Source organism: Neisseria sp. KEM232 (assembly GCF_002237445.1).
Taxonomy (GTDB): Bacteria; Pseudomonadota; Gammaproteobacteria; order Burkholderiales; family Neisseriaceae; genus Neisseria.
This window is the reverse complement of the sequence record NZ_CP022527.1, coordinates 2,168,770-2,185,791: the sequence shown is the minus strand read 5'-3', so window position 1 is coordinate 2,185,791 and position 17,022 is coordinate 2,168,770. Positions and strand designations below refer to the sequence as shown.

Sequence of the window (17,022 nt, the reverse complement as noted above, 5' to 3'; positions counted from 1 at the left end):
TTCAGACGGCCTCCTTCCCCTATTTTCCGCGCCGCAGGCCGTCTGAAAGCCGTGCGGCGCCGTTTTCCCCGCAAGGAACACCATGCACATCCGCGATCTCTCCCGCATCCGCCACAACACCAAAATCATCGCCACCCTCGGCCCCGCCAGCAGCAGCGTCGAGCTGCTGCGCGACATGATTACCGCAGGCGGCCTGAACGTCGTCCGCCTCAATTTCAGCCACGGCACGCCCGAAAGCCACCGCGCTGCCGCCGAAACCGTGCGCGAAGCCGCGCGGCAGGCCGGACAGGAAGTCGCCCTGATGGCCGATTTGCAGGGGCCGAAAATCCGCATCGGCAAAATCGCGGGCGGCGGCCTCGACGTGCGCACGGGCGATATGCTGGTGTTCGACGCCGCCTACGAAGGCGAAGGCGGCCGCGAACGCATCGGCCTCGACTACCGCGAACTGCCCGACGACGTGCAGCCGGGCGACGTCCTCCTGCTCGACGACGGCCTGCTCGCGCTGACCGTGGATTCCGTGTCCGGCAGCGAAATCCGCGCCGTCGCCGAAAACGCCCGTTTCCTCAAAAGCGGCAAAGGCATCAACAAACGCGGCGGCGGCCTCAGCGCCGGTTCGTTCACCGAAAAAGACTTCCGCGACCTCAACACCGCCCTCGACATCGGCTGCGACTATCTGGCCGTCAGCTTCGTCAAAAACGCCGAAGACATGAAAATCGCCCGCGACCTTGCCACCGCAGGCGGGAAGGGCGGTCTGCCCCCGGGGCTGGTTGCCAAAATCGAGCGCATCGAAGCCGTGCGCAACCTCGACAGCATCATCGAAGCTTCAGACGGCATCATGGTGGCGCGCGGCGATTTGGCCGTGGAAGTGGGCAACGCCGCCGTGCCCGCCCTGCAAAAACGCATGATCCGCCGCGCCCGCGAGCTGCGCCGTTTCAGCATCACCGCCACGCAGATGATGGAATCGATGATTACCAACCCCGTGCCCACCCGCGCCGAAGTCAGCGACGTGGCCAACGCCGTGCTCGACGGCACGGACGCGGTGATGTGTTCCGCCGAAACCGCCACCGGCGCCTATCCCTTTGAAACCGTGCGCCAAATGGCCGCCATCTGCGCCGCCGCCGAAAAAGAGCAGGACTCCCTCATCGGCACGGTAGACGATTTCGACGACAGCCGCCGCACCGACCATGCCATAGCGGGCGGCGCGGTGCACGTTGCCCGCGAAGTGGATGCCAAAGCCATCGTCGCCCTTACCGAAAGCGGCACAACCGCCTTCCAAATCAGCCGCTACGGCATCCAAATCCCCATCTACGCCCTCACGCCCCACCCCGCCGCCCAGCGCCGCATGGCCATGTACCGCGGCGTGCGCCCCCTGCATCTGCAAACCAGCCTCCACCGCGACACCGCGCTCGAACAGGTCGAAGCCGAACTCGTCAAACTCGGCATCCTCAAAAGCGGCGAGCGCTACATCATCACCAGCGGCACCAAAATGCGCGAATCGGGCAGCACCGACACCCTGCAAATCATGTGCGCCAAATAAAGCGGGCAGAGCAGGGAGTCGGCCGTCTGAAAAAGTTTCGGCTTTCAGACGGCCTATCCCTTATAATGCCGCCCGTTTGCATACGCTTTTCAGACGGCCTCCCATCTTCATAAAGGCCGTCTGAAAACCATAGGAATCCGACACATGAAATTCATCGACGAAGCCAAAATCGAAGTGGCCGCAGGACGCGGCGGCAACGGCGCAACCAGTTTCCGCCGCGAAAAATTCGTACCGCGCGGCGGCCCCGACGGCGGCGACGGCGGACGCGGCGGCAGCGTGTACGCCGAAGCCGACGAAAACACCAACACCCTCGTCGAATACCGCTTCGTCAAACGCTACCAGGCCAAAAACGGCGAAAAAGGCCACGGCTCCGACCGCTACGGCGCAGGGGCGGACGACATCGTCCTCAAAATGCCCGTCGGCACCCTCATCCGCGACCTCGATACCGACGAAATCGTCGCCGACCTTACGTACCACGGTCAGCGCGTCTGCCTAGCCAAAGGCGGCAAAGGCGGCTTGGGCAACATCCACTTCAAATCCTCCGTCAATCGTGCCCCCAAACAATCTACGCCCGGTGAAGAAGGCGAAACCCGTTCCCTGCAACTCGAACTCAAAGTCCTCGCCGATGTCGGCTTATTAGGCATGCCCAACGCCGGTAAATCCACCCTGATTACCGCCGTATCCGCCGCACGTCCCAAAATCGCCAACTACCCCTTCACCACACTGCATCCGAACTTGGGCGTCGTGCGTATCGACGAAAACCACAGCTTCGTCATGGCAGACATTCCCGGCCTGATTGAAGGCGCGGCAGAAGGCGCAGGTCTCGGACACCGTTTCCTCAAACACTTATCACGCACCGGTCTGCTGCTGCACGTCGTCGATTTGGCACCCTTCGACGAAACCGTCAACCCGGCCGAAGAAGCACTCGCCATCATCAACGAATTGCGCAAATACGATGAAGAACTTTACGGCAAACCGCGCTGGCTGGTGCTGAACAAACTCGACATGCTCGACGAAGAAGAGGCCCAAGCGCGTAGCGCCGCCTTCCTCGAAGCCATCGGCTGGGACCACCCCAAACCAGATGACCGCTTCCAATTCGACATGGCCACCCCCCGCCTGTTCAAAATCAGCGCGTTAACCCATCAGGGCACACAAAACCTGGTACACCAAATCGGCCAATATCTTACCGAGAAAAAACGCCTCGCCGCCGAGGCCGAAGCCGCCGAAAAAGCCGCCGCCGACACCGCCGCCGCGCAGCCGCAGACGGATACTTCGGTGTTGAAGGCAGAGTGAATAACGGCAAAGGCCGTCTGAAAGGTTTTCAGACGGCCTTATGCCCGACAGCCACGCAAGGACAAACATGATTACGCCCGAACAAATCCAAGCCCTCAAGCGCAAACAAGACACCCTGCAAAGCCTCTACCGCGCATGCATGGCCGAAAAGCGCAAATACACATCGGTGTATGTCGGCGACGAGTACGGCAATATTGTGGAATTACAGCCGGACGGCACGGAAAAGATAGTCGGATATGCAAAACACCCGTTCTAAGGCAGTGTTTTACTGCGGCACCAACGGCGCGGGAAAATCAACGCTGCGCCGTCTGAATCAGGACGACGTGTCCGTCGTGATCGATTCAGACCGCATTGCTGCCGAACTGAATCCCGCCAATCCGCGTGCGGCCGATATGGAGGCAGGTAAAAAGGGGCGCTGCGTCTGTTCCGTCAGGCTATCGAAAGCCGCACCTCTTTTCACTGGAATCCACTTTGGCCGGCGTTTCGTCGCTAAAAAGGATGCAGACCGCCAAAGCGGCCGGGTTCCATATCATTTTGAACTATATCGGCCTGTCTTCTCCCGAACTGAACGTCTGCCGCGTAGAAGAACGCGTCCGCAACGGCGGCCACCGGATCGATCCCGGTTTGATCCGCAAACGATTTAGCGAAAGCCTGCGCAATCTGCAAACCGCTGTCGGATATGCCGACGAATGTTTTATCTTTGATAACACATGGTTTGAGCCGGTGTTGCAACTGTGGATTAGCGGCACGCACTATTTGAAACGCGAAAGGCCGTCTGAATGGATACGGCCGATAGAACAAGCCATATTGGCGAGAAAATTGATATTTGAAGATTTTCTGCCTGCCGACGGACATTAGATTTTCCATCATCCAACATAAAACCCATGCTAAACCTCTATAATACCCTTACCCGCCAAAAAGAAGCCTTTTCCCCCATCGATCCTGCCAACGTGCGCATGTACGTTTGCGGCATGACGGTTTACGACTACTGCCATCTCGGCCATGCCCGCGTGATGGTGGTGTTTGACATGATTGCGCGCTGGCTGCGCGAGTGCGGCTATCCGCTCACTTATGTGCGCAACATCACCGACATCGACGACAAAATCATCGCCCGCGCGGCGGAAAACGGCGAAACCATCGGCGATTTGACCGCCCGCTTTATCGCGGCGATGCACGAAGATGCCGACGCGCTGGGCGTGTTGCGCCCCGACCTCGAACCGAAGGCCACCGAAAACATCGCCGAGATGATTGCGATGATTGAAAACCTGATTGCACGCGACAAAGCCTATCCGGCGGCCAACGGCGACGTGTATTACGCCGTGCGCGAATTTGCCGCCTACGGCCAGCTTTCGGGCAAATCGCTCGATGATCTGCGCGCGGGCGAACGCGTGGAAGTGGACGGTTTCAAACGCGACCCGCTCGATTTTGTGCTGTGGAAAGCCGCCAAAGCGGGCGAGCCGGCATGGGAAAGTCCGTGGGGCAACGGTCGTCCGGGCTGGCACATCGAATGCTCGGCGATGAGCGAAAAACTGTTCGGCGACACATTCGACATTCACGGCGGCGGCGCGGATTTGCAGTTTCCCCACCATGAAAACGAAATCGCCCAAAGCGTCGGCGCAAGCGGGCATGCCTGCGGCCACGACCATGCGGTAACGCACCACGGCAAACCCGTTGCCAGCCATGTGAAATACTGGCTGCACAACGGCTTTATCCGCGTGGACGGCGAAAAAATGTCCAAATCGCTGGGCAACTTCTTCACCATCCGCGACGTATTGAAACAATACGACCCCGAAGTAGTGCGCTTTTTCATCCTGCGCGCCCACTACCGCAGCCCGCTGAACTATTCCGACGCACATCTTGACGATGCCAAAGGCGCACTCACCCGCCTTTACACCGCGCTCAAACACACGCCGCCGGCCGAATTTGCCTTAAGCGAAAACGCCAACGACTACACGCGCCGCTTCTACGCCGCGATGAACGACGACTTCGGTACAGTCGAAGCCGTGGCCGTGTTGTTTGAACTGGCGGGCGAAGTGAACAAAACCCAATCGGCCGAACTGGCGGGCTGCCTGAAAGCCTTGGGCGGCATCATCGGCCTCTTGCAGCGCGACCCGACCGAGTTTTTACAGGGCGGTGCGGTTGCAGACGGCCTCTCCAACGAAGAAGTCGAAGCCCTCATCGCCCAACGCAAGCAGGCGCGCGCGGATAAAAACTGGGCGGAATCCGACCGCATCCGCGACCTCCTGACCGCGCAAAACATCATCCTCGAAGACGGCGCAGGCGGCACAAGCTGGCGGCGCGGTTAAGCCCGCTAATGAACAAAAAGGCCGTCTGATTAAGGTTTCAGACGGCCTTTTTCTTGAACGGATATGCGGGGCAGGGCGCTTGTGCCTGCATCGGCGGCAGAGGCCGTCTGAAAAGCCCATGCCTTTCAGACGGCCTTTCCCGTTTTCAGACGGCCTCAACCCTCATACTTCGTACTGTGCGACAACTCGTCCCACGCCGCCATTTCCGCTGCCACTTTGCCCATTTTGCGCTCCATCGCCGCGAAGCTGTCGGTGCCCAGATAGATGCGTTTGGGCGGGTTGTCGGCGGCGGCGAGCGTGATTAGGGCGCGAGCGGCTTTGGCGGGGTCGCCGCTTTGGTTTTGGTTCAGGCGGCGGTAGTTTTCTTCGTATTGGCGCACGCTGGCATAGTCGGCAATCGGCTGTTCGGGGAAACGCGCCGAGCCGCCGAGAAAAGAAGTCCGCAGCCCGCCCGGACAGACGGCGGTGGCGCGCACGTTGAAATCGCGTCCTTCGTCGTCCACCGCTTCGGTGAGCATGATGACGGCGGCTTTGCTGGCGCTGTAAATCGCCTGACCGGGGTCGGTAACGCTGCCCGAAATGGATGAAATATTGAGAAAACGCCCGCTCTTTTGCGCGCGGTAAACGGGCATCACGGCGCGGATGACGTTCATCATGCCGAAGACGTTGATGTCAAAATTGGCGCGGATTTCGGCGTCGGAAAGCTCTTCAATCGCGCCGACGAGAATGTAGCCTGCGTTGTTGACGGTGATGTCTATGCGCCCGAAGCGTTCGGTGATGGCGGCGATGCCGCGTTTGATGTCGGCTTCGTCGGTGAGCGCCATGGTGAGCGCGAGCAGGTTTTCATGGCTGCCGCCGACGGCTTCGGCGAGCTTGTCCGCATTGCGCGTGGTGGCGGCGACGCGGTGTCCAGCGGCAAGCAGGGCTTTGACGAGCGCGAGTCCGAGACCGCCGGACGCGCCGGTTACGAGCCAGACTTGGGATGGGTTTTGCATGGGGATTCCTTTCGGGGTTGGGGTTGAAAAGGGGTTCAGGCTGCCTTTGAAGCCGTCTGAAATTTGTCGGGCAACCGCGTTCCCTCTCCGCTTGCGGGGGAGGGCTAGGGTGGGGGCTTGTGCCACTTCGGTAATGTTTGTAGGGTTTCTGCGCAAAGCACTTCTGCGAACTACCACCCCCACCCCAACCCTCCCCCGCGCGGCGCAGGGGAGGGAGTTTGGTGCGCTGCGGGATTTTCGGTTTCAGACGGCATCAAGGCAGCCTGAAACGCACAACCCCGCTCAAATCCTTTGGTAAATATCGTCAAACGGCAGCCTGAAACGCTCGCCCCAGATGCCTTTGTTGCCGTCGCGGATGCCGCAGGCGACGATCATGTTGATTTCGGCGCTGCGCGGCAGTTTGAGAATGCGTTTGACGCGGCGGCTGTCCAGTCCTTCCATCGGGCAGGTGTCCAGCCCTTGTTCTTCCATGGCGAGCATAAAGGTTGGCGCGGCGAGGGCGCAGCTTTTGTGTGCGACGATGCGCATATCGGTTTCAGTTACTTCGCGCTGCATGGGGCGGAACAGTCCGATGCTGCGCGAAATCAGCCAGCGCAGCGCGCCGAGCAGTCCCCAGCAGCGGGTGTAGAGAAAGGGCATCAGTTTGCTGTAATAAAGTTCGCTGTCTTTGATGCGCTTGGCTTGGCGCTCGGGCGGGCTGTTGCGTTGGATATTGCCGCGTTCAAATTCCAATACGGTTTGGGCGTGGCGGCGGTACTGGTCTTGCCGCGTGATAAAGACGACCATTTGCTGCGCGGTGGCGGTGGCACTCTGCCCGAGGCAGGCGGCGGCGAGTTCTGCCAGCACGGTTTTTTCGGTGATGTGGTAGAAGGCGTAAAGCTGCATATTGGAGCTGCTGGGCGCAAGCCGGGCTTGGGCGAGACAGTCGCGCACGGTGTCGGCACTGGTGGGGGCGTCGGCATAGCGGCGCACGGAGCGGCGGTGGTCTAACAGGGCGCGTAGGGTTATGGGGTTCCTTTGGATGGGGCAGCCTGAAAGTGGGAGTAGCTTTCAGGCTGCCTTTGGAACTGTTTTGGGATAGTGAACGGGATTTGTCGGGCATAAATGCACGACCTACGGCAGCCGTTCTTTAAAGGCAGCCTGAAAACGGTAGAGACTTCTCTACTCTTGTTTACAAAAATATTCTCCTGATAAATCATTTGGTTGCTGTAAAACCAGCAATTCGTCCCCCCAGTTGATCAAATCAAGCAAAGTGTGTTGGAACAGCAGGCGGAAACCGATTTCTTCGCCGTGAATATCGTACAGTTTTTTCATGTCCAGCAAAGTCTCGCCTTGCAGCGGACGGAACAGATCAAGCCCGCCCACATCAAATATTTTGAACGCCCCATATTCTCCCAACGAAACGTTTTCAAGCTCGTGGTTGAACTCGCAGGCTAGATTTTCTTTGCTGCCGTTGCATTTGATTAAAAGCGAATCGCGCTCCAAACCAAAGTGGATTTCGATCAGATTTTGAAAATCAAAGGGGCTGTACTAGATAAGCAGTCATGTCAGACTGCAAAAATGAAGATAACCCGTTGTAAACTAAAAAAGAGACGTTGAGGCTGTCTGAAACGTTGAGGCTGTCTGAAACGTTGAGGCTGTCTGAAACGTTGAGGCTGTCTGAAACGTTGAGGCTGTCTGAAAAAACCTGCTTCGCAGGTTTTTTCAGACAGCCTCTTTGGTTTTGTGCTCTGCGGGCAGGCTTATTCGGCCAGCAGGTCTTCGGCTTTCACTTTGTCGCCGTAGACGGGTTTGAGGGTTTTTTCGTAGGCGGCTTTGAGGCGGCCGTCTTTTTTCATGGCGGCGATTTCGGCGTTCACCCAGTCGAGCAGGGCTTTGTCGCCTTTTTTCACGGCGGGGGCGATGACTTCGGCCGGGCCGATGTTGCCGATGGCCACTTCGTAGCCGGGGTTTTCTTTCGCCCATGCCCACAAGAGCGCGTTGTCGTGTGCGAGGGCGACGCCGCGTCCGTCTTTGAGGGCGTCGAAGGTTTCGGTGTTCTGGTCGAATTTGAGCAGTTTCACTTCGGGGTGGTTTTTGCTGAAAAACGCGTCGGCGGTGGTGCCTTTGTTGACCAGCAGGGTTTGGTCTTTGAGCTGGGCGATGTCGGTAACCGGTTTTTTGTCGGGGGAAACGACGCCGAGGGCGACTTTCATGTAGGGGGCGGCGAAATCGACGGCTTCGGCGCGTTCGGGGGTTTGGGTGAAGTTGGCCAGAACGAGGTCGACTTTGCCGGAGCGGGCGTATTCGACGCGGTTGGCCGCTTCGGTGAGGACGAATTCCACTTTGTCGGGGCTGCCGAGCAGGTCTTTGGCCATTTCTTTGGCGATTTCGACGTCGAAGCCCTGGTTTTTGCCCTGGCTGTCCACGTAGCCGAAGGGGGGTTTGTCGCCGAACACTCCGATGCGGATGACGCCTTTTTCTTTGATGGCGGCCACGGTGTCGGCGGCGGGGGCGGCATTCGCGCCGCCTGCGCTTTGGGCGGTGTCGCCGCTGCCGCCGCAGGCGGCCAGGCCGAGGGCGAGGGTTGCGCCTGCGAGCAGGGCTTTGAATTTGCTGTTGAGCTGCATGTGTTTTCCTTTCGGTTGCGGGTGGTTGAGGGGACGGTTTGAGGCCGTCTGAAAAACGGTATGGCGGCAACTGTGTTTGAGGCCGTCTGAAAGCGCGGTTCCAACAAAGTCAGACGGTTTTCCGTCTTTTCAGACGGCCTCTGCCGCAGCGGGCGCGGTCAGTAGTCCATGCCGGCAAGGAACTGTTTGGCGCGTTCGCTTTTGGGGGCGGCAAAGAAGTTTTCGGGGCTGTTTTCTTCGACGATGGCGCCTTTGTCCATGAAGACGATGCGGTCGGCGACTTTGCGGGCGAAGCCCATTTCGTGGGTGACTATGAGCATGCTCATGCCTTCGCGGGCGAGTTCGAGCACGACTTCGAGCACTTCGCGCACCATTTCGGGGTCGAGGGCGGCGGTGATTTCGTCGAGCAGGATGACTTCGGGGTTGAGGCACAGGGCACGGACGATGGCGATGCGCTGTTTCTGCCCGCCGGAGAGTTCGCGCGGGTAGGCGTTTTTGCGGTCGAGCAGGCCGACGCGCTCGAGGAGTTTGTCGGCCTGCGCTTCGGCTTCGGCGCGGCTGCGTTTTTGCACTTGCAGGGGGCCGAGCAGGATGTTGTCGATGACGGTCATGTGGGCGAAGAGTTCGTAGCTTTGGAAGACCATGCCGACTTTCTGCCGCGCGGTTTGCCAGGAGACGTCTTTGCCGAATGTGCCGACGCCGTCCATGACGATGTCGCCGCCCTGGTGTTCTTCGAGGCCGTTGATGCAGCGCAGGAGGGTGGATTTGCCGCAGCCCGAGGGGCCGAGCAGGACGATGACTTCGCCTTTTTGCAGGTCGAGATCCAGCGAGTGCAGGGCGGTGACGCTGCCGTATTCTTTGTGCAGCTTGCGCACGCTCAGTAGTGCCATTTCAGTGTTCCCATTGGTTTTCCAGACGCGCGGCCAGCAGCGACAGCGGCCAGCAGCAGAGGAAATACAGTATAAAAATCAGTCCGTACACCCAAAACGAGGCGTTGGGTGCGGTGAGCAGCGAGTTTTCGATAATCTGCTGGCCGACTTTCACCACTTCGATGACGCCGATCAGGGCGGCCAGCGAGCTGGTTTTCACCATGCGGGTGAAGAGGTTGATGGCGCCAGGCAGGACGCGGCGGATGCTTTGCGGCAGCTCGATGTAACGGAAGACCTGCCAGCGGTTCAGGCCGAGGGCAAGGGCGGATTCGACTTGGTGTTTTTCGATGGAGCCGAGCGCGCCGCGCACGAGGTCGCCCATTTCTGCCACACCCCACAGGGTGAATACCCATACGCAGACCCACAGGCCGTCGATGTGGATGCCCGTCCAGGTGGGGAGGCCGAAATAGAAGCCGAACAGCCACACGAGTATCGGCACGATGCGGACAGTTTCCAGATAAAAGCGGCTGAAAAAGCGGATGGCGCGGTTGTCGGCGCGCAAAAGCAGGCCGAACAGGGTGCCGAACACGCAGGAGAAGGCGACGGAAAGCAGCGAGATTTGCGCCGTCAGCAGCAGTCCCTTGCCGAGGCGAGCGAGGTTTTGTCCTTCAAAAAGCCAGTCAAACGCCATATTTCGCACTCCGCACGCGGTTTTCCGCCCAACGCGCCAGCAGCGACACCGGCAGCAGGATAATCAGGTAGCTGGCAAACAGCAGGAACAGGGCTTCGTTGGTTTTGTAGTCCATGCCGATGATGTCTTTGGTCACAAACAGCAGCTCGGCAATGCCCACCGCGCTGATTACCGAGGTTTCCTTGATTAAAAACAAAATGTTTGCACCAACGGCGGGCACGGCCACCGCCCACGCCTGCGGCAGCTCGACGTAGCGGAAAATCTGCCGACGGCTCAGGCCGATGGCTTTGCCCGCTTCGATTTGTCCGGCGGGAACGGCGAGTATGCCCGCGCGTATCGCTTCGGCCATATAGCTTGCGCCGAGAAAAGTGAGGGCAATAACGCCGCAGGTGAAGCCGTCCCATTTGATGCCGACTTTGGGCAGGCCGTAATAAAGGAAGAAAAGCTGGATCAGCAGGGGCGTGTTGCGCGACAGCTCGATATAGGCGCGGGCGGGCGCGGCAAACGGTTTGATTTTGTAGGCCGTTACCACCGCCACCGCCAGCCCGAACAGCAGCGACAGGGCGATGCCCCAAGCCGACAGCGCCAGCGTGAGCTTGGCGGCTTCGGCGAATTTCGGTACGGCGTTTATCAGGTAAGACCAGTTCATGGCGCGGCAGACGGGAAAAAGGTAGCATTGTATCGCCCGTCCCGCCCCTTGCCAAATAGCGGCACGGAATAAGGCAGACGGGAAAAAACATATGGAAAGGCCGTCTGAAAACCCTGTTACGGGTTTTCAGACGGCCTCTTTACGCGGCGCGCTTATTGTTTCTTACCGGCTATGCCGATGTCGCCATTGCGGAAACTCGCTTTGCCTACGATTTCGGCGGCTTTCGGGCTGTAAAGGCTGAGCGAGTAACTGCCGTCGCCGAAATCTTTTGATTTGGCATTGCCGTCAAAGCCACTGGTGTTGTCGGGGCGAGCGCGCAACTGCGCCTGTTTAAGCGTGATGTCCTGTTTGCCCGGCAGGCCGGTGATGCTGCCCTGCCCTGTTTTGCTGGCAAAATCGACGGTGTAATCGAGTTTGCCGTAGTCTTTCTTGCAGTAGCCCGCTTCGGCAAACGCGCTGCCTTTATAGTTGGCCGTGCCGGTTGTCGGGATGTCGAAAAACGTTACCCTGATCGTCACGATATTTGCCCTGAACGCTGGCAATCTCCAATTTATTGACCACGTCGGGGCGGTCTGTTCCGGCGGCATCTTTCGCGTGAGCCGGAACCAGTCCGACAATGGCGGAATAATCTTGTTTGTAGAGCAGAAGTTTGCCGCCGTCGGTGCTGCCGTCGCCCGTTTTGCGCTCGTAAGTCAGCTCGGTAATCAAGTCCTGTTTTTTGAAACCGATATCGAATTTGTCGCCCGCACGGTAGGTTTTTGTGCGGTCGGCACCTTGTTTTTCATCATCGGTAATCGTAATGGAGGATTGGCTGTCCGGCAGCAGTTTGTTCGACTACGACGACTCGATAGTCAGCTCCTTATAATTGCCGTTTGCCTTCAGTTTGAGCGGATCGGTCAGGCTATCGCCCAAAGCTTCCCCCGCGCTGCTGCAACCGGCCAATGCCGCAGAGACGGCAAGAATGCCGAGAATATGGCGCTGTTTGTGTTGTTCCATGGCATTATCCTTTCATACACCGTTAAAACAGCTATATTATAACACCGATAACAATAAAATATTGACAGCGGCTATCTGTCAAATCAACTTAAACAATAACAGGCTGATAACACATTAAAATTATCCGATATGAACCATAGAGCCTATTACCCGCCAGCCTGACTGTGCTGCCCCAAGAGGCCGTCTGAAACCGCCGCGCCGCCTTTCAGACGGCCTGAGTTTTGTTTACAATGCCCGCCAAACGTTTACACCAACCCCATCCCTTCATGACATCGAAACACCAAAACGAGCGCAGCGACTGGCGCGCCCAGGAAATGCTGCTGCTGCAACAGGTTATGCGCAACCTGGGAAAAGACGACGGCGCACACGACACCGCCCTGCACATCATGCTGCAACTGATGAGCGAATTTTTCGGCCTCAACCAGGGACGCATCGTCCTGCAACACCTTAACGACGAAAACGCCTCCATACGCTACGCCTACGGCATGTCGCCCGAACAAACCGCGCGCGGCGTTTACGCGCCCGGAGAAGGCATTACCGGAACGGTTTTAAAACACGCCCACATGATTGTTGCCGACAACGTGCGCAGCGATCCGCTGTTTCTCGGCCGCACCGTCCTGCATGACGACATCCCCGCCGAGCAAACCATGTTCATCGCCCTGCCGGTTACCGCACACAACCGCACCTTCGGCGTCCTCGCCTGCCTGCGCGCCCGCTACAGCCCGCGCCCGCTGCACGACGACATTTCCCTGCTCAACATTCTCGCCACCCTCGTCGGCCAGCTGCTCTATATCCACGAACACAGCGAAGCACGGCGGCAGCTGCTGAAAACACAAAACCAAAAACTGCGGCAAACTCTGCAATCGCACAGCCGCCGCTACGGCATCGTCGGCTCGTCCGCCCCGCTGCTCAACGCCGTCAGCGAACTCGAACGCGTCGCCCACAGCAACGCCAACGTCCTGCTTCTGGGCGAAAACGGCACCGGCAAAGAAATGTTCGCCCGCACCCTGCACACCGCCAGCCGCCGCGTCGGCCAACCTTTTATCAAAGTACACTGCACAAACACAGAACAGGAAGAACTCGGCCAGGAAATCTTCGGCGAAGGCGAAACCCCGGGGCTGATCGAACAGGCCGACGGCGGCACCCTCTTCCTCGACGAAATCGCCGCCCTCTCATCCGACCAGCAAATCCGCCTGCTGCACGTTTTGCAGGAAAACGCCGTGCGGCGCATCAACGGCGGCAAAGCACGCAACATCAACGTGCGCATCATCACCGCCACCGAACACGATTTAGCCGCGGAAGTGGAAAAAGGCCGCTTCGACGCCGACCTTTACTACCGTCTCTACGTCGTCCCCATCCGTCTGCCCGCCCTGCGCGAACGTCCCGGCGACATTCCCGAACTCACCGCCTACTTCATGCACCGCATCAACCGCGATACGGGAAAAAACGTCAACCTCACAGCCGAAGCGGTCGAACAGCTGCAGCATTATTCCTGGCCGGGCAACGTATACGAACTCGAACGCTTTCTTACCGAGCTGGTAAAAGCAAACGAAGGCAACGTGGCAGACGAACATCAGGTTTGGCAGCTCTTAAACCGGCTGTCGGCCAGACCTGCCCACAATCCTGCCCCCAAACCCGCTGCCAAAGCCAAAACAGCCGGTTTCGCCATTCAGGGCAACCAGGCGCGCCCATATCTGCAAGCCGACTCCCATTCGCCGGAAAAAATCGAGCAAACGCTGGCCTACTGCCGCGGCAACAAAACACAAGCCGCGCAAATGCTGGGTTTGTCTACCCGCCAGCTTTACTACCGGCTGGAAAAACTGAAACAAGAACGGGAAAAGAAGAAGGCCGTCTGAAAAAAAACGGCGGACGGTCTGCACGCAACCCGATACGGAAAACATACGCAGACATCCGCCGGACTTTTTGACACAACCAACCAGCAACGGTTGGATACATAAAGGGGCTGTACTAGATAAGCAGTCATGTTAGACTGCAAAAATGAAGATAACCCGTTGTAAACTAAAAAAGAGTATTCAAAAGAAACTGCTTCAGTTTTTTGTACTCGAAGTTACTGCCCGTTCAGCAGCTGATTTATTGGGCATCCACCCTAATTCGGCAGTGCTGTTTTACCGCAAGATTCGCGAAGTCATCAGCCATCATCTTTCACTGGAAGCCGATACGGTTTTTGACGGCTCAATTGAGTTGGACGAGAGTTATTTTGGCGGACACCGCAAAGGCGGCTGATTCGGTACCCCGCCAGGCCGTCTGAAGATTCTGGAATCCGTTTCAGACGGCCTTTGTTCTTTGTGATCTTTATTTGTAAAGGAATTAGCTCATGGCTAAGGAAAAATTCGAACGCAGCAAGCCGCACGTAAACGTCGGTACCATCGGTCACGTCGACCACGGTAAAACCACCCTGACCGCCGCACTGACCACCATTTTGGCCAAAAAATTTGGCGGCGCGGCCAAAGCCTACGACCAGATTGACAATGCCCCGGAAGAAAAAGCCCGCGGCATCACCATCAACACCTCCCACGTAGAATACGAAACCGAAGGCCGCCACTACGCCCACGTAGACTGCCCGGGTCACGCCGACTATGTGAAAAACATGATTACCGGTGCTGCCCAGATGGACGGCGCGATTCTCGTATGTTCCGCAGCCGACGGCCCCATGCCGCAAACCCGCGAACACATCCTGCTTGCCCGTCAGGTAGGCGTACCCTACATCATTGTCTTCATGAACAAATGCGACATGGTTGACGACGAAGAGCTGCTGGAGCTGGTTGAAATGGAAATCCGTGACCTGCTCAACAGCTACGAATTCCCGGGCGACGACGTGCCGATCATCAAAGGTTCCGCACTCAAAGCACTGGAAGGCGACACTTCCGACATCGGCGAAACCGCTATCTTTGCATTGGCCGACGCACTGGACAGCTACATCCCGACACCCGAGCGTGCCGTGGACAAACCCTTCCTGCTGCCGATTGAAGACGTATTCTCCATCTCTGGCCGCGGTACCGTAGTAACCGGCCGCGTAGAGCGCGGTATCATCCACGTCGGTGACGAAATCGAAATCGTCGGTCTGAAAGAAACCCAAAAAACCACCTGTACCGGTGTCGAAATGTTCCGCAAACTGCTCGACGAAGGCCAGGCAGGCGACAACGTCGGCGTACTGCTGCGCGGTACCAAACGCGAAGAAGTGGAACGCGGCCAGGTATTGGCAAAACCCGGTACCATCACCCCGCACACCAAATTCAAAGCTGAAGTGTACGTACTGAGCAAAGAAGAGGGTGGTCGTCACACCCCGTTCTTCGCCAACTACCGTCCCCAGTTCTACTTCCGTACTACCGACGTGACCGGTGCGGTTACTCTGGAAGAAGGCGTGGAAATGGTTATGCCTGGTGAAAACGTAGCCATCACAGTCGAACTGATTGCTCCGATCGCCATGGAAGAAGGTCTGCGCTTCGCCATCCGCGAAGGCGGTCGTACCGTCGGTGCGGGTGTTGTGTCTACCGTAATCGCTTAAAAAACGGTGGCCGTCTGAAAAACGGTGGCCGTCTGAAAAACGCCGCTTCTGTCGAAGCGGCGTTTTTCAGACGGCCTTGTGGCGGCGCGGGTTCAGCCTTTGCGTTCGGGGTGGGTCAGGTGGTAAATCTGCGCCACGGCATCGACGAGGCCGCTGTCGCCGCCGCCTTTGGACAGGGTGTGGGTGGGCGAGTGCAGGAGTTTGTTGGTGAGCTGGACGGAGAGGCGTTCGAGCACTTCTTCGGGCGAGGCGCCTTTGGCGAGCTGTTTCATGGCATTTTCGAGGACGTGGCGGCGGGCGCGTTCGCCTTCGTCGCGCAGGGCGCGGATCAGGGGGACGTTTTCGCGGCTTTTCTGCCATTCGAGAAATTCGGCGACTTTCTGCCCCACCATGGCCTCTGCCTGCGCTGCCGCTTTCTGCCGCGCTTCGCGGCCGCTCTGTACGACTCCGGCCATGTCGTCGACAGTGTAGAGGTAGATGTCGTCGAGTTCGGCAATTTGGGCTTCGATGTCGCGCGGCACGGCCAGATCGAGCATGAAGACGGGCATTTGGTTGCGCAGTTTGAGGGCGTTTTCGACCATGCCTTTGCCGACGACGGGCAGGGGGCTGGCGGTGGAGGAGATAACGACGTCGTAGCGGTGGAGGATGGCGGGGATGTCGGCCAAGAGGCAGGGTTCGGCGTGGATGCCGAGTTTGCCGCACAATTCTTCGGCGCGTGCGAGGGTGCGGTTGGCAACGGTCATCAGGCGCGGGTTTTCGGCGGCGAAGTAGGTGGCGACGAGTTCTATCATTTCGCCCGCGCCGATAAAGAGGACGTTGAGTTTGCCGACGTCGGGGAATATTTGGGCGGCCATTTTCACCGAGGCGGCGGCCATGGAAACGGACTGCTCGCCCACGGCCGTGCCGCTGCGGATTTCTTTGGCGACGGAGAAGGTTTTTTGAAACAGGGCGTTGAGCCAGCTGCCGAGGGCGTTTTGCTCCTGCGCGGTCTGCACGGCGTCTTTGAGCTGGCCGAGGATTTGCGGCTCGCCCAGCACCATGCTGTCGAGCCCGCAGGCAACGCGGAAGGCGTGGCGGACGGTGTCGCTGCAACCGTAGGTGTAGAGATAGGGGCGGATTTCTTCGGGGCTGAGGGCGCGCTCTGCGGCCAGCCAGCCGGTAACGGCTTCGGCATCGCCGACGCAGTAGAGTTCGGTGCGGTTGCAGGTGGAGAGAATGACGGCTTCGCGCGCGGCGCCGCTGTCGGTCAGACCGGCAAGCGCTTCGGGCAGCGCATCGGCGGAAAACGCCAGTTTCTCGCGGATGCCCAGCGGCGCGGTTTGGTGGTTCAGTCCGATAACGGTCAGCTGCATGGCGGGAGGCGGAATGAAAAAACGGCGTATTATAGCAAATTCAGACGGCCTTTATTCATGAAAATGCAATATGAAGCCGCAGAAACGGCGGGATTGAAATAGTGTATGAAGGCCATAAACGGCCTCTCTGCGCAAAACCGCCCGCAGGATAAGGGCGTATAATCCAGAGCCGCCATAAGCCTATAATTTCAAGTTATAA

19 protein-coding genes and 1 pseudogene are annotated in these 17,022 nt (G+C 58.4%); 9 read left to right on the top strand and 11 right to left on the bottom strand.

The annotated features are described in order from the left end of the window. The first annotated feature begins 82 nt into the window (after positions 1-82). From pyk to cysS, 6 genes are all read left to right on the top strand, one after another. Entirely contained in the window at positions 83-1,537 is a 1,455-nt protein-coding gene (pyk, locus tag CGZ77_RS10885) for a pyruvate kinase (protein WP_009426250.1), read from the top strand. A 144-nt stretch (positions 1,538-1,681) separates the two neighbouring features. Then, a complete protein-coding gene (obgE, locus tag CGZ77_RS10880; protein WP_009426249.1) occupies positions 1,682-2,830 on the top strand; it encodes a GTPase ObgE in 1,149 nt (382 codons plus the stop codon). 40 nt (positions 2,831-2,870) lie between these two features. Further along, a complete protein-coding gene (locus CGZ77_RS10875; RefSeq protein WP_009426248.1) occupies positions 2,871-3,086 on the top strand; it encodes a hypothetical protein in 216 nt (71 codons plus the stop codon). Continuing rightward, on the top strand, positions 3,067-3,474 hold the full coding sequence (locus CGZ77_RS10870; RefSeq protein WP_232304388.1) for a hypothetical protein: 408 nt from the start codon (positions 3,067-3,069) through the stop codon (positions 3,472-3,474). Before CGZ77_RS10875 ends, CGZ77_RS10870 begins: the two co-directional genes overlap by 20 nt. Then, the gene (locus CGZ77_RS12545) at positions 3,455-3,688 is read left to right on the top strand and encodes a hypothetical protein (RefSeq protein WP_232304387.1); all 234 of its coding nucleotides are present in this window, start codon (positions 3,455-3,457) and stop codon (positions 3,686-3,688) included. Before CGZ77_RS10870 ends, CGZ77_RS12545 begins: the two co-directional genes overlap by 20 nt. A 26-nt stretch (positions 3,689-3,714) precedes the next feature. Then, positions 3,715-5,136, top strand: a complete 1,422-nt coding sequence (gene cysS / locus CGZ77_RS10865; RefSeq protein WP_009426246.1) for a cysteine--tRNA ligase — start codon at positions 3,715-3,717, stop codon at positions 5,134-5,136. Positions 5,137-5,291: 155 nt separating this feature from the next. Here the strand turns inward: cysS and CGZ77_RS10860 are convergent, their stop codons facing one another. The 10 genes from CGZ77_RS10860 to CGZ77_RS12330 all read right to left on the bottom strand — a co-directional run bounded on the left by CGZ77_RS10860 (position 5,292) and on the right by CGZ77_RS12330 (position 11,945). Further along, positions 5,292-6,131: an SDR family NAD(P)-dependent oxidoreductase gene (locus CGZ77_RS10860; protein ID WP_009426245.1), complete on the bottom strand. Its 840-nt coding sequence runs from the start codon at positions 6,129-6,131 to the stop codon at positions 5,292-5,294. Between the two features lie 282 nt (positions 6,132-6,413). Further along, positions 6,414-7,103, bottom strand: a complete 690-nt coding sequence (locus CGZ77_RS10855; RefSeq protein ID WP_009426243.1) for a nitroreductase family protein — start codon at positions 7,101-7,103, stop codon at positions 6,414-6,416. A gap of 189 nt (positions 7,104-7,292) precedes the next feature. Beyond that, the gene (locus CGZ77_RS10850) at positions 7,293-7,616 is read right to left on the bottom strand and encodes a hypothetical protein (RefSeq protein WP_094031177.1); all 324 of its coding nucleotides are present in this window, start codon (positions 7,614-7,616) and stop codon (positions 7,293-7,295) included. 257 nt (positions 7,617-7,873) lie between these two features. Continuing rightward, positions 7,874-8,740 carry a cysteine ABC transporter substrate-binding protein gene (locus CGZ77_RS10845; protein WP_009424840.1) on the bottom strand — a complete coding sequence of 289 codons (867 nt, stop codon included), beginning with the start codon at positions 8,738-8,740 and terminating at the stop codon, positions 7,874-7,876. A gap of 158 nt (positions 8,741-8,898) precedes the next feature. Beyond that, a complete protein-coding gene (locus tag CGZ77_RS10840) occupies positions 8,899-9,630 on the bottom strand; it encodes an amino acid ABC transporter ATP-binding protein (RefSeq protein WP_036495395.1) in 732 nt (243 codons plus the stop codon). A 1-nt stretch (position 9,631) separates the two neighbouring features. Continuing rightward, on the bottom strand, positions 9,632-10,300 hold the full coding sequence (locus CGZ77_RS10835; protein WP_009424843.1) for an amino acid ABC transporter permease: 669 nt from the start codon (positions 10,298-10,300) through the stop codon (positions 9,632-9,634). Next, complete coding sequence (locus tag CGZ77_RS10830) at positions 10,290-10,949, bottom strand: amino acid ABC transporter permease (protein ID WP_009424844.1); 660 nt, start codon at positions 10,947-10,949, stop codon at positions 10,290-10,292. Before CGZ77_RS10830 ends, CGZ77_RS10835 begins: the two co-directional genes overlap by 11 nt. A 152-nt stretch (positions 10,950-11,101) precedes the next feature. Continuing rightward, positions 11,102-11,467: a factor H binding protein domain-containing protein gene (locus tag CGZ77_RS10825; protein ID WP_009424845.1), complete on the bottom strand. Its 366-nt coding sequence runs from the start codon at positions 11,465-11,467 to the stop codon at positions 11,102-11,104. Next, a complete protein-coding gene (locus tag CGZ77_RS12335; RefSeq protein ID WP_198142872.1) occupies positions 11,412-11,657 on the bottom strand; it encodes a hypothetical protein in 246 nt (81 codons plus the stop codon). Before CGZ77_RS12335 ends, CGZ77_RS10825 begins: the two co-directional genes overlap by 56 nt. A 126-nt stretch (positions 11,658-11,783) precedes the next feature. Then, positions 11,784-11,945 (bottom strand): hypothetical protein, encoded by a 162-nt coding sequence (locus tag CGZ77_RS12330; protein WP_198142873.1) that lies wholly within the window; start codon positions 11,943-11,945, stop codon positions 11,784-11,786. 266 nt (positions 11,946-12,211) lie between these two features. Here CGZ77_RS12330 and CGZ77_RS10815 point away from each other — a divergent pair, with 266 nt between their 5' ends. The 3 genes and pseudogenes from CGZ77_RS10815 to tuf all read left to right on the top strand — a co-directional run bounded on the left by CGZ77_RS10815 (position 12,212) and on the right by tuf (position 15,471). Continuing rightward, on the top strand, positions 12,212-13,801 hold the full coding sequence (locus CGZ77_RS10815; RefSeq protein WP_009424847.1) for a sigma-54-dependent Fis family transcriptional regulator: 1,590 nt from the start codon (positions 12,212-12,214) through the stop codon (positions 13,799-13,801). 142 nt (positions 13,802-13,943) lie between these two features. Then, a pseudogene (locus tag CGZ77_RS10810) lies at positions 13,944-14,183 on the top strand (IS1595 family transposase); the annotation flags it as partial. Positions 14,184-14,280: 97 nt separating this feature from the next. Next, a complete protein-coding gene (gene tuf / locus CGZ77_RS10805) occupies positions 14,281-15,471 on the top strand; it encodes an elongation factor Tu (protein WP_094031176.1) in 1,191 nt (396 codons plus the stop codon). 92 nt (positions 15,472-15,563) lie between these two features. Here tuf and hemA read toward each other — a convergent pair whose 3' ends face one another. Next, positions 15,564-16,823, bottom strand: a complete 1,260-nt coding sequence (hemA, locus tag CGZ77_RS10800; RefSeq protein WP_009425182.1) for a glutamyl-tRNA reductase — start codon at positions 16,821-16,823, stop codon at positions 15,564-15,566. Positions 16,824-17,022: the final 199 nt, after the last annotated feature.

Bases quoted from the DNA above. Each gene is read 5' to 3' on its own strand.
- pyk (WP_009426250.1), top strand. From the start codon at position 83: ATGCACATCCGCGATCTCTCCCGCATCCGCCACAACACCAAAATCATC.
- CGZ77_RS10870 (WP_232304388.1), top strand. From the start codon at position 3,067: ATGCAAAACACCCGTTCTAAGGCAGTGTTTTACTGCGGCACCAACGGC.
- cysS (WP_009426246.1), top strand. From the start codon at position 3,715: ATGCTAAACCTCTATAATACCCTTACCCGCCAAAAAGAAGCCTTTTCC.
- CGZ77_RS10815 (WP_009424847.1), top strand. From the start codon at position 12,212: ATGACATCGAAACACCAAAACGAGCGCAGCGACTGGCGCGCCCAGGAA.
- CGZ77_RS10875 (WP_009426248.1), top strand. From the start codon at position 2,871: ATGCCCGACAGCCACGCAAGGACAAACATGATTACGCCCGAACAAATC.
- obgE (WP_009426249.1), top strand. From the start codon at position 1,682: ATGAAATTCATCGACGAAGCCAAAATCGAAGTGGCCGCAGGACGCGGC.
- CGZ77_RS10835 (WP_009424843.1), bottom strand. From the start codon at position 10,300: ATGGCGTTTGACTGGCTTTTTGAAGGACAAAACCTCGCTCGCCTCGGC.
- CGZ77_RS10860 (WP_009426245.1), bottom strand. From the start codon at position 6,131: ATGCAAAACCCATCCCAAGTCTGGCTCGTAACCGGCGCGTCCGGCGGT.
- hemA (WP_009425182.1), bottom strand. From the start codon at position 16,823: ATGCAGCTGACCGTTATCGGACTGAACCACCAAACCGCGCCGCTGGGC.
- CGZ77_RS10845 (WP_009424840.1), bottom strand. From the start codon at position 8,740: ATGCAGCTCAACAGCAAATTCAAAGCCCTGCTCGCAGGCGCAACCCTC.
- CGZ77_RS10830 (WP_009424844.1), bottom strand. From the start codon at position 10,949: ATGAACTGGTCTTACCTGATAAACGCCGTACCGAAATTCGCCGAAGCC.
- tuf (WP_094031176.1), top strand. From the start codon at position 14,281: ATGGCTAAGGAAAAATTCGAACGCAGCAAGCCGCACGTAAACGTCGGT.
- CGZ77_RS12330 (WP_198142873.1), bottom strand. From the start codon at position 11,945: ATGGAACAACACAAACAGCGCCATATTCTCGGCATTCTTGCCGTCTCT.
- CGZ77_RS10840 (WP_036495395.1), bottom strand. From the start codon at position 9,630: ATGGCACTACTGAGCGTGCGCAAGCTGCACAAAGAATACGGCAGCGTC.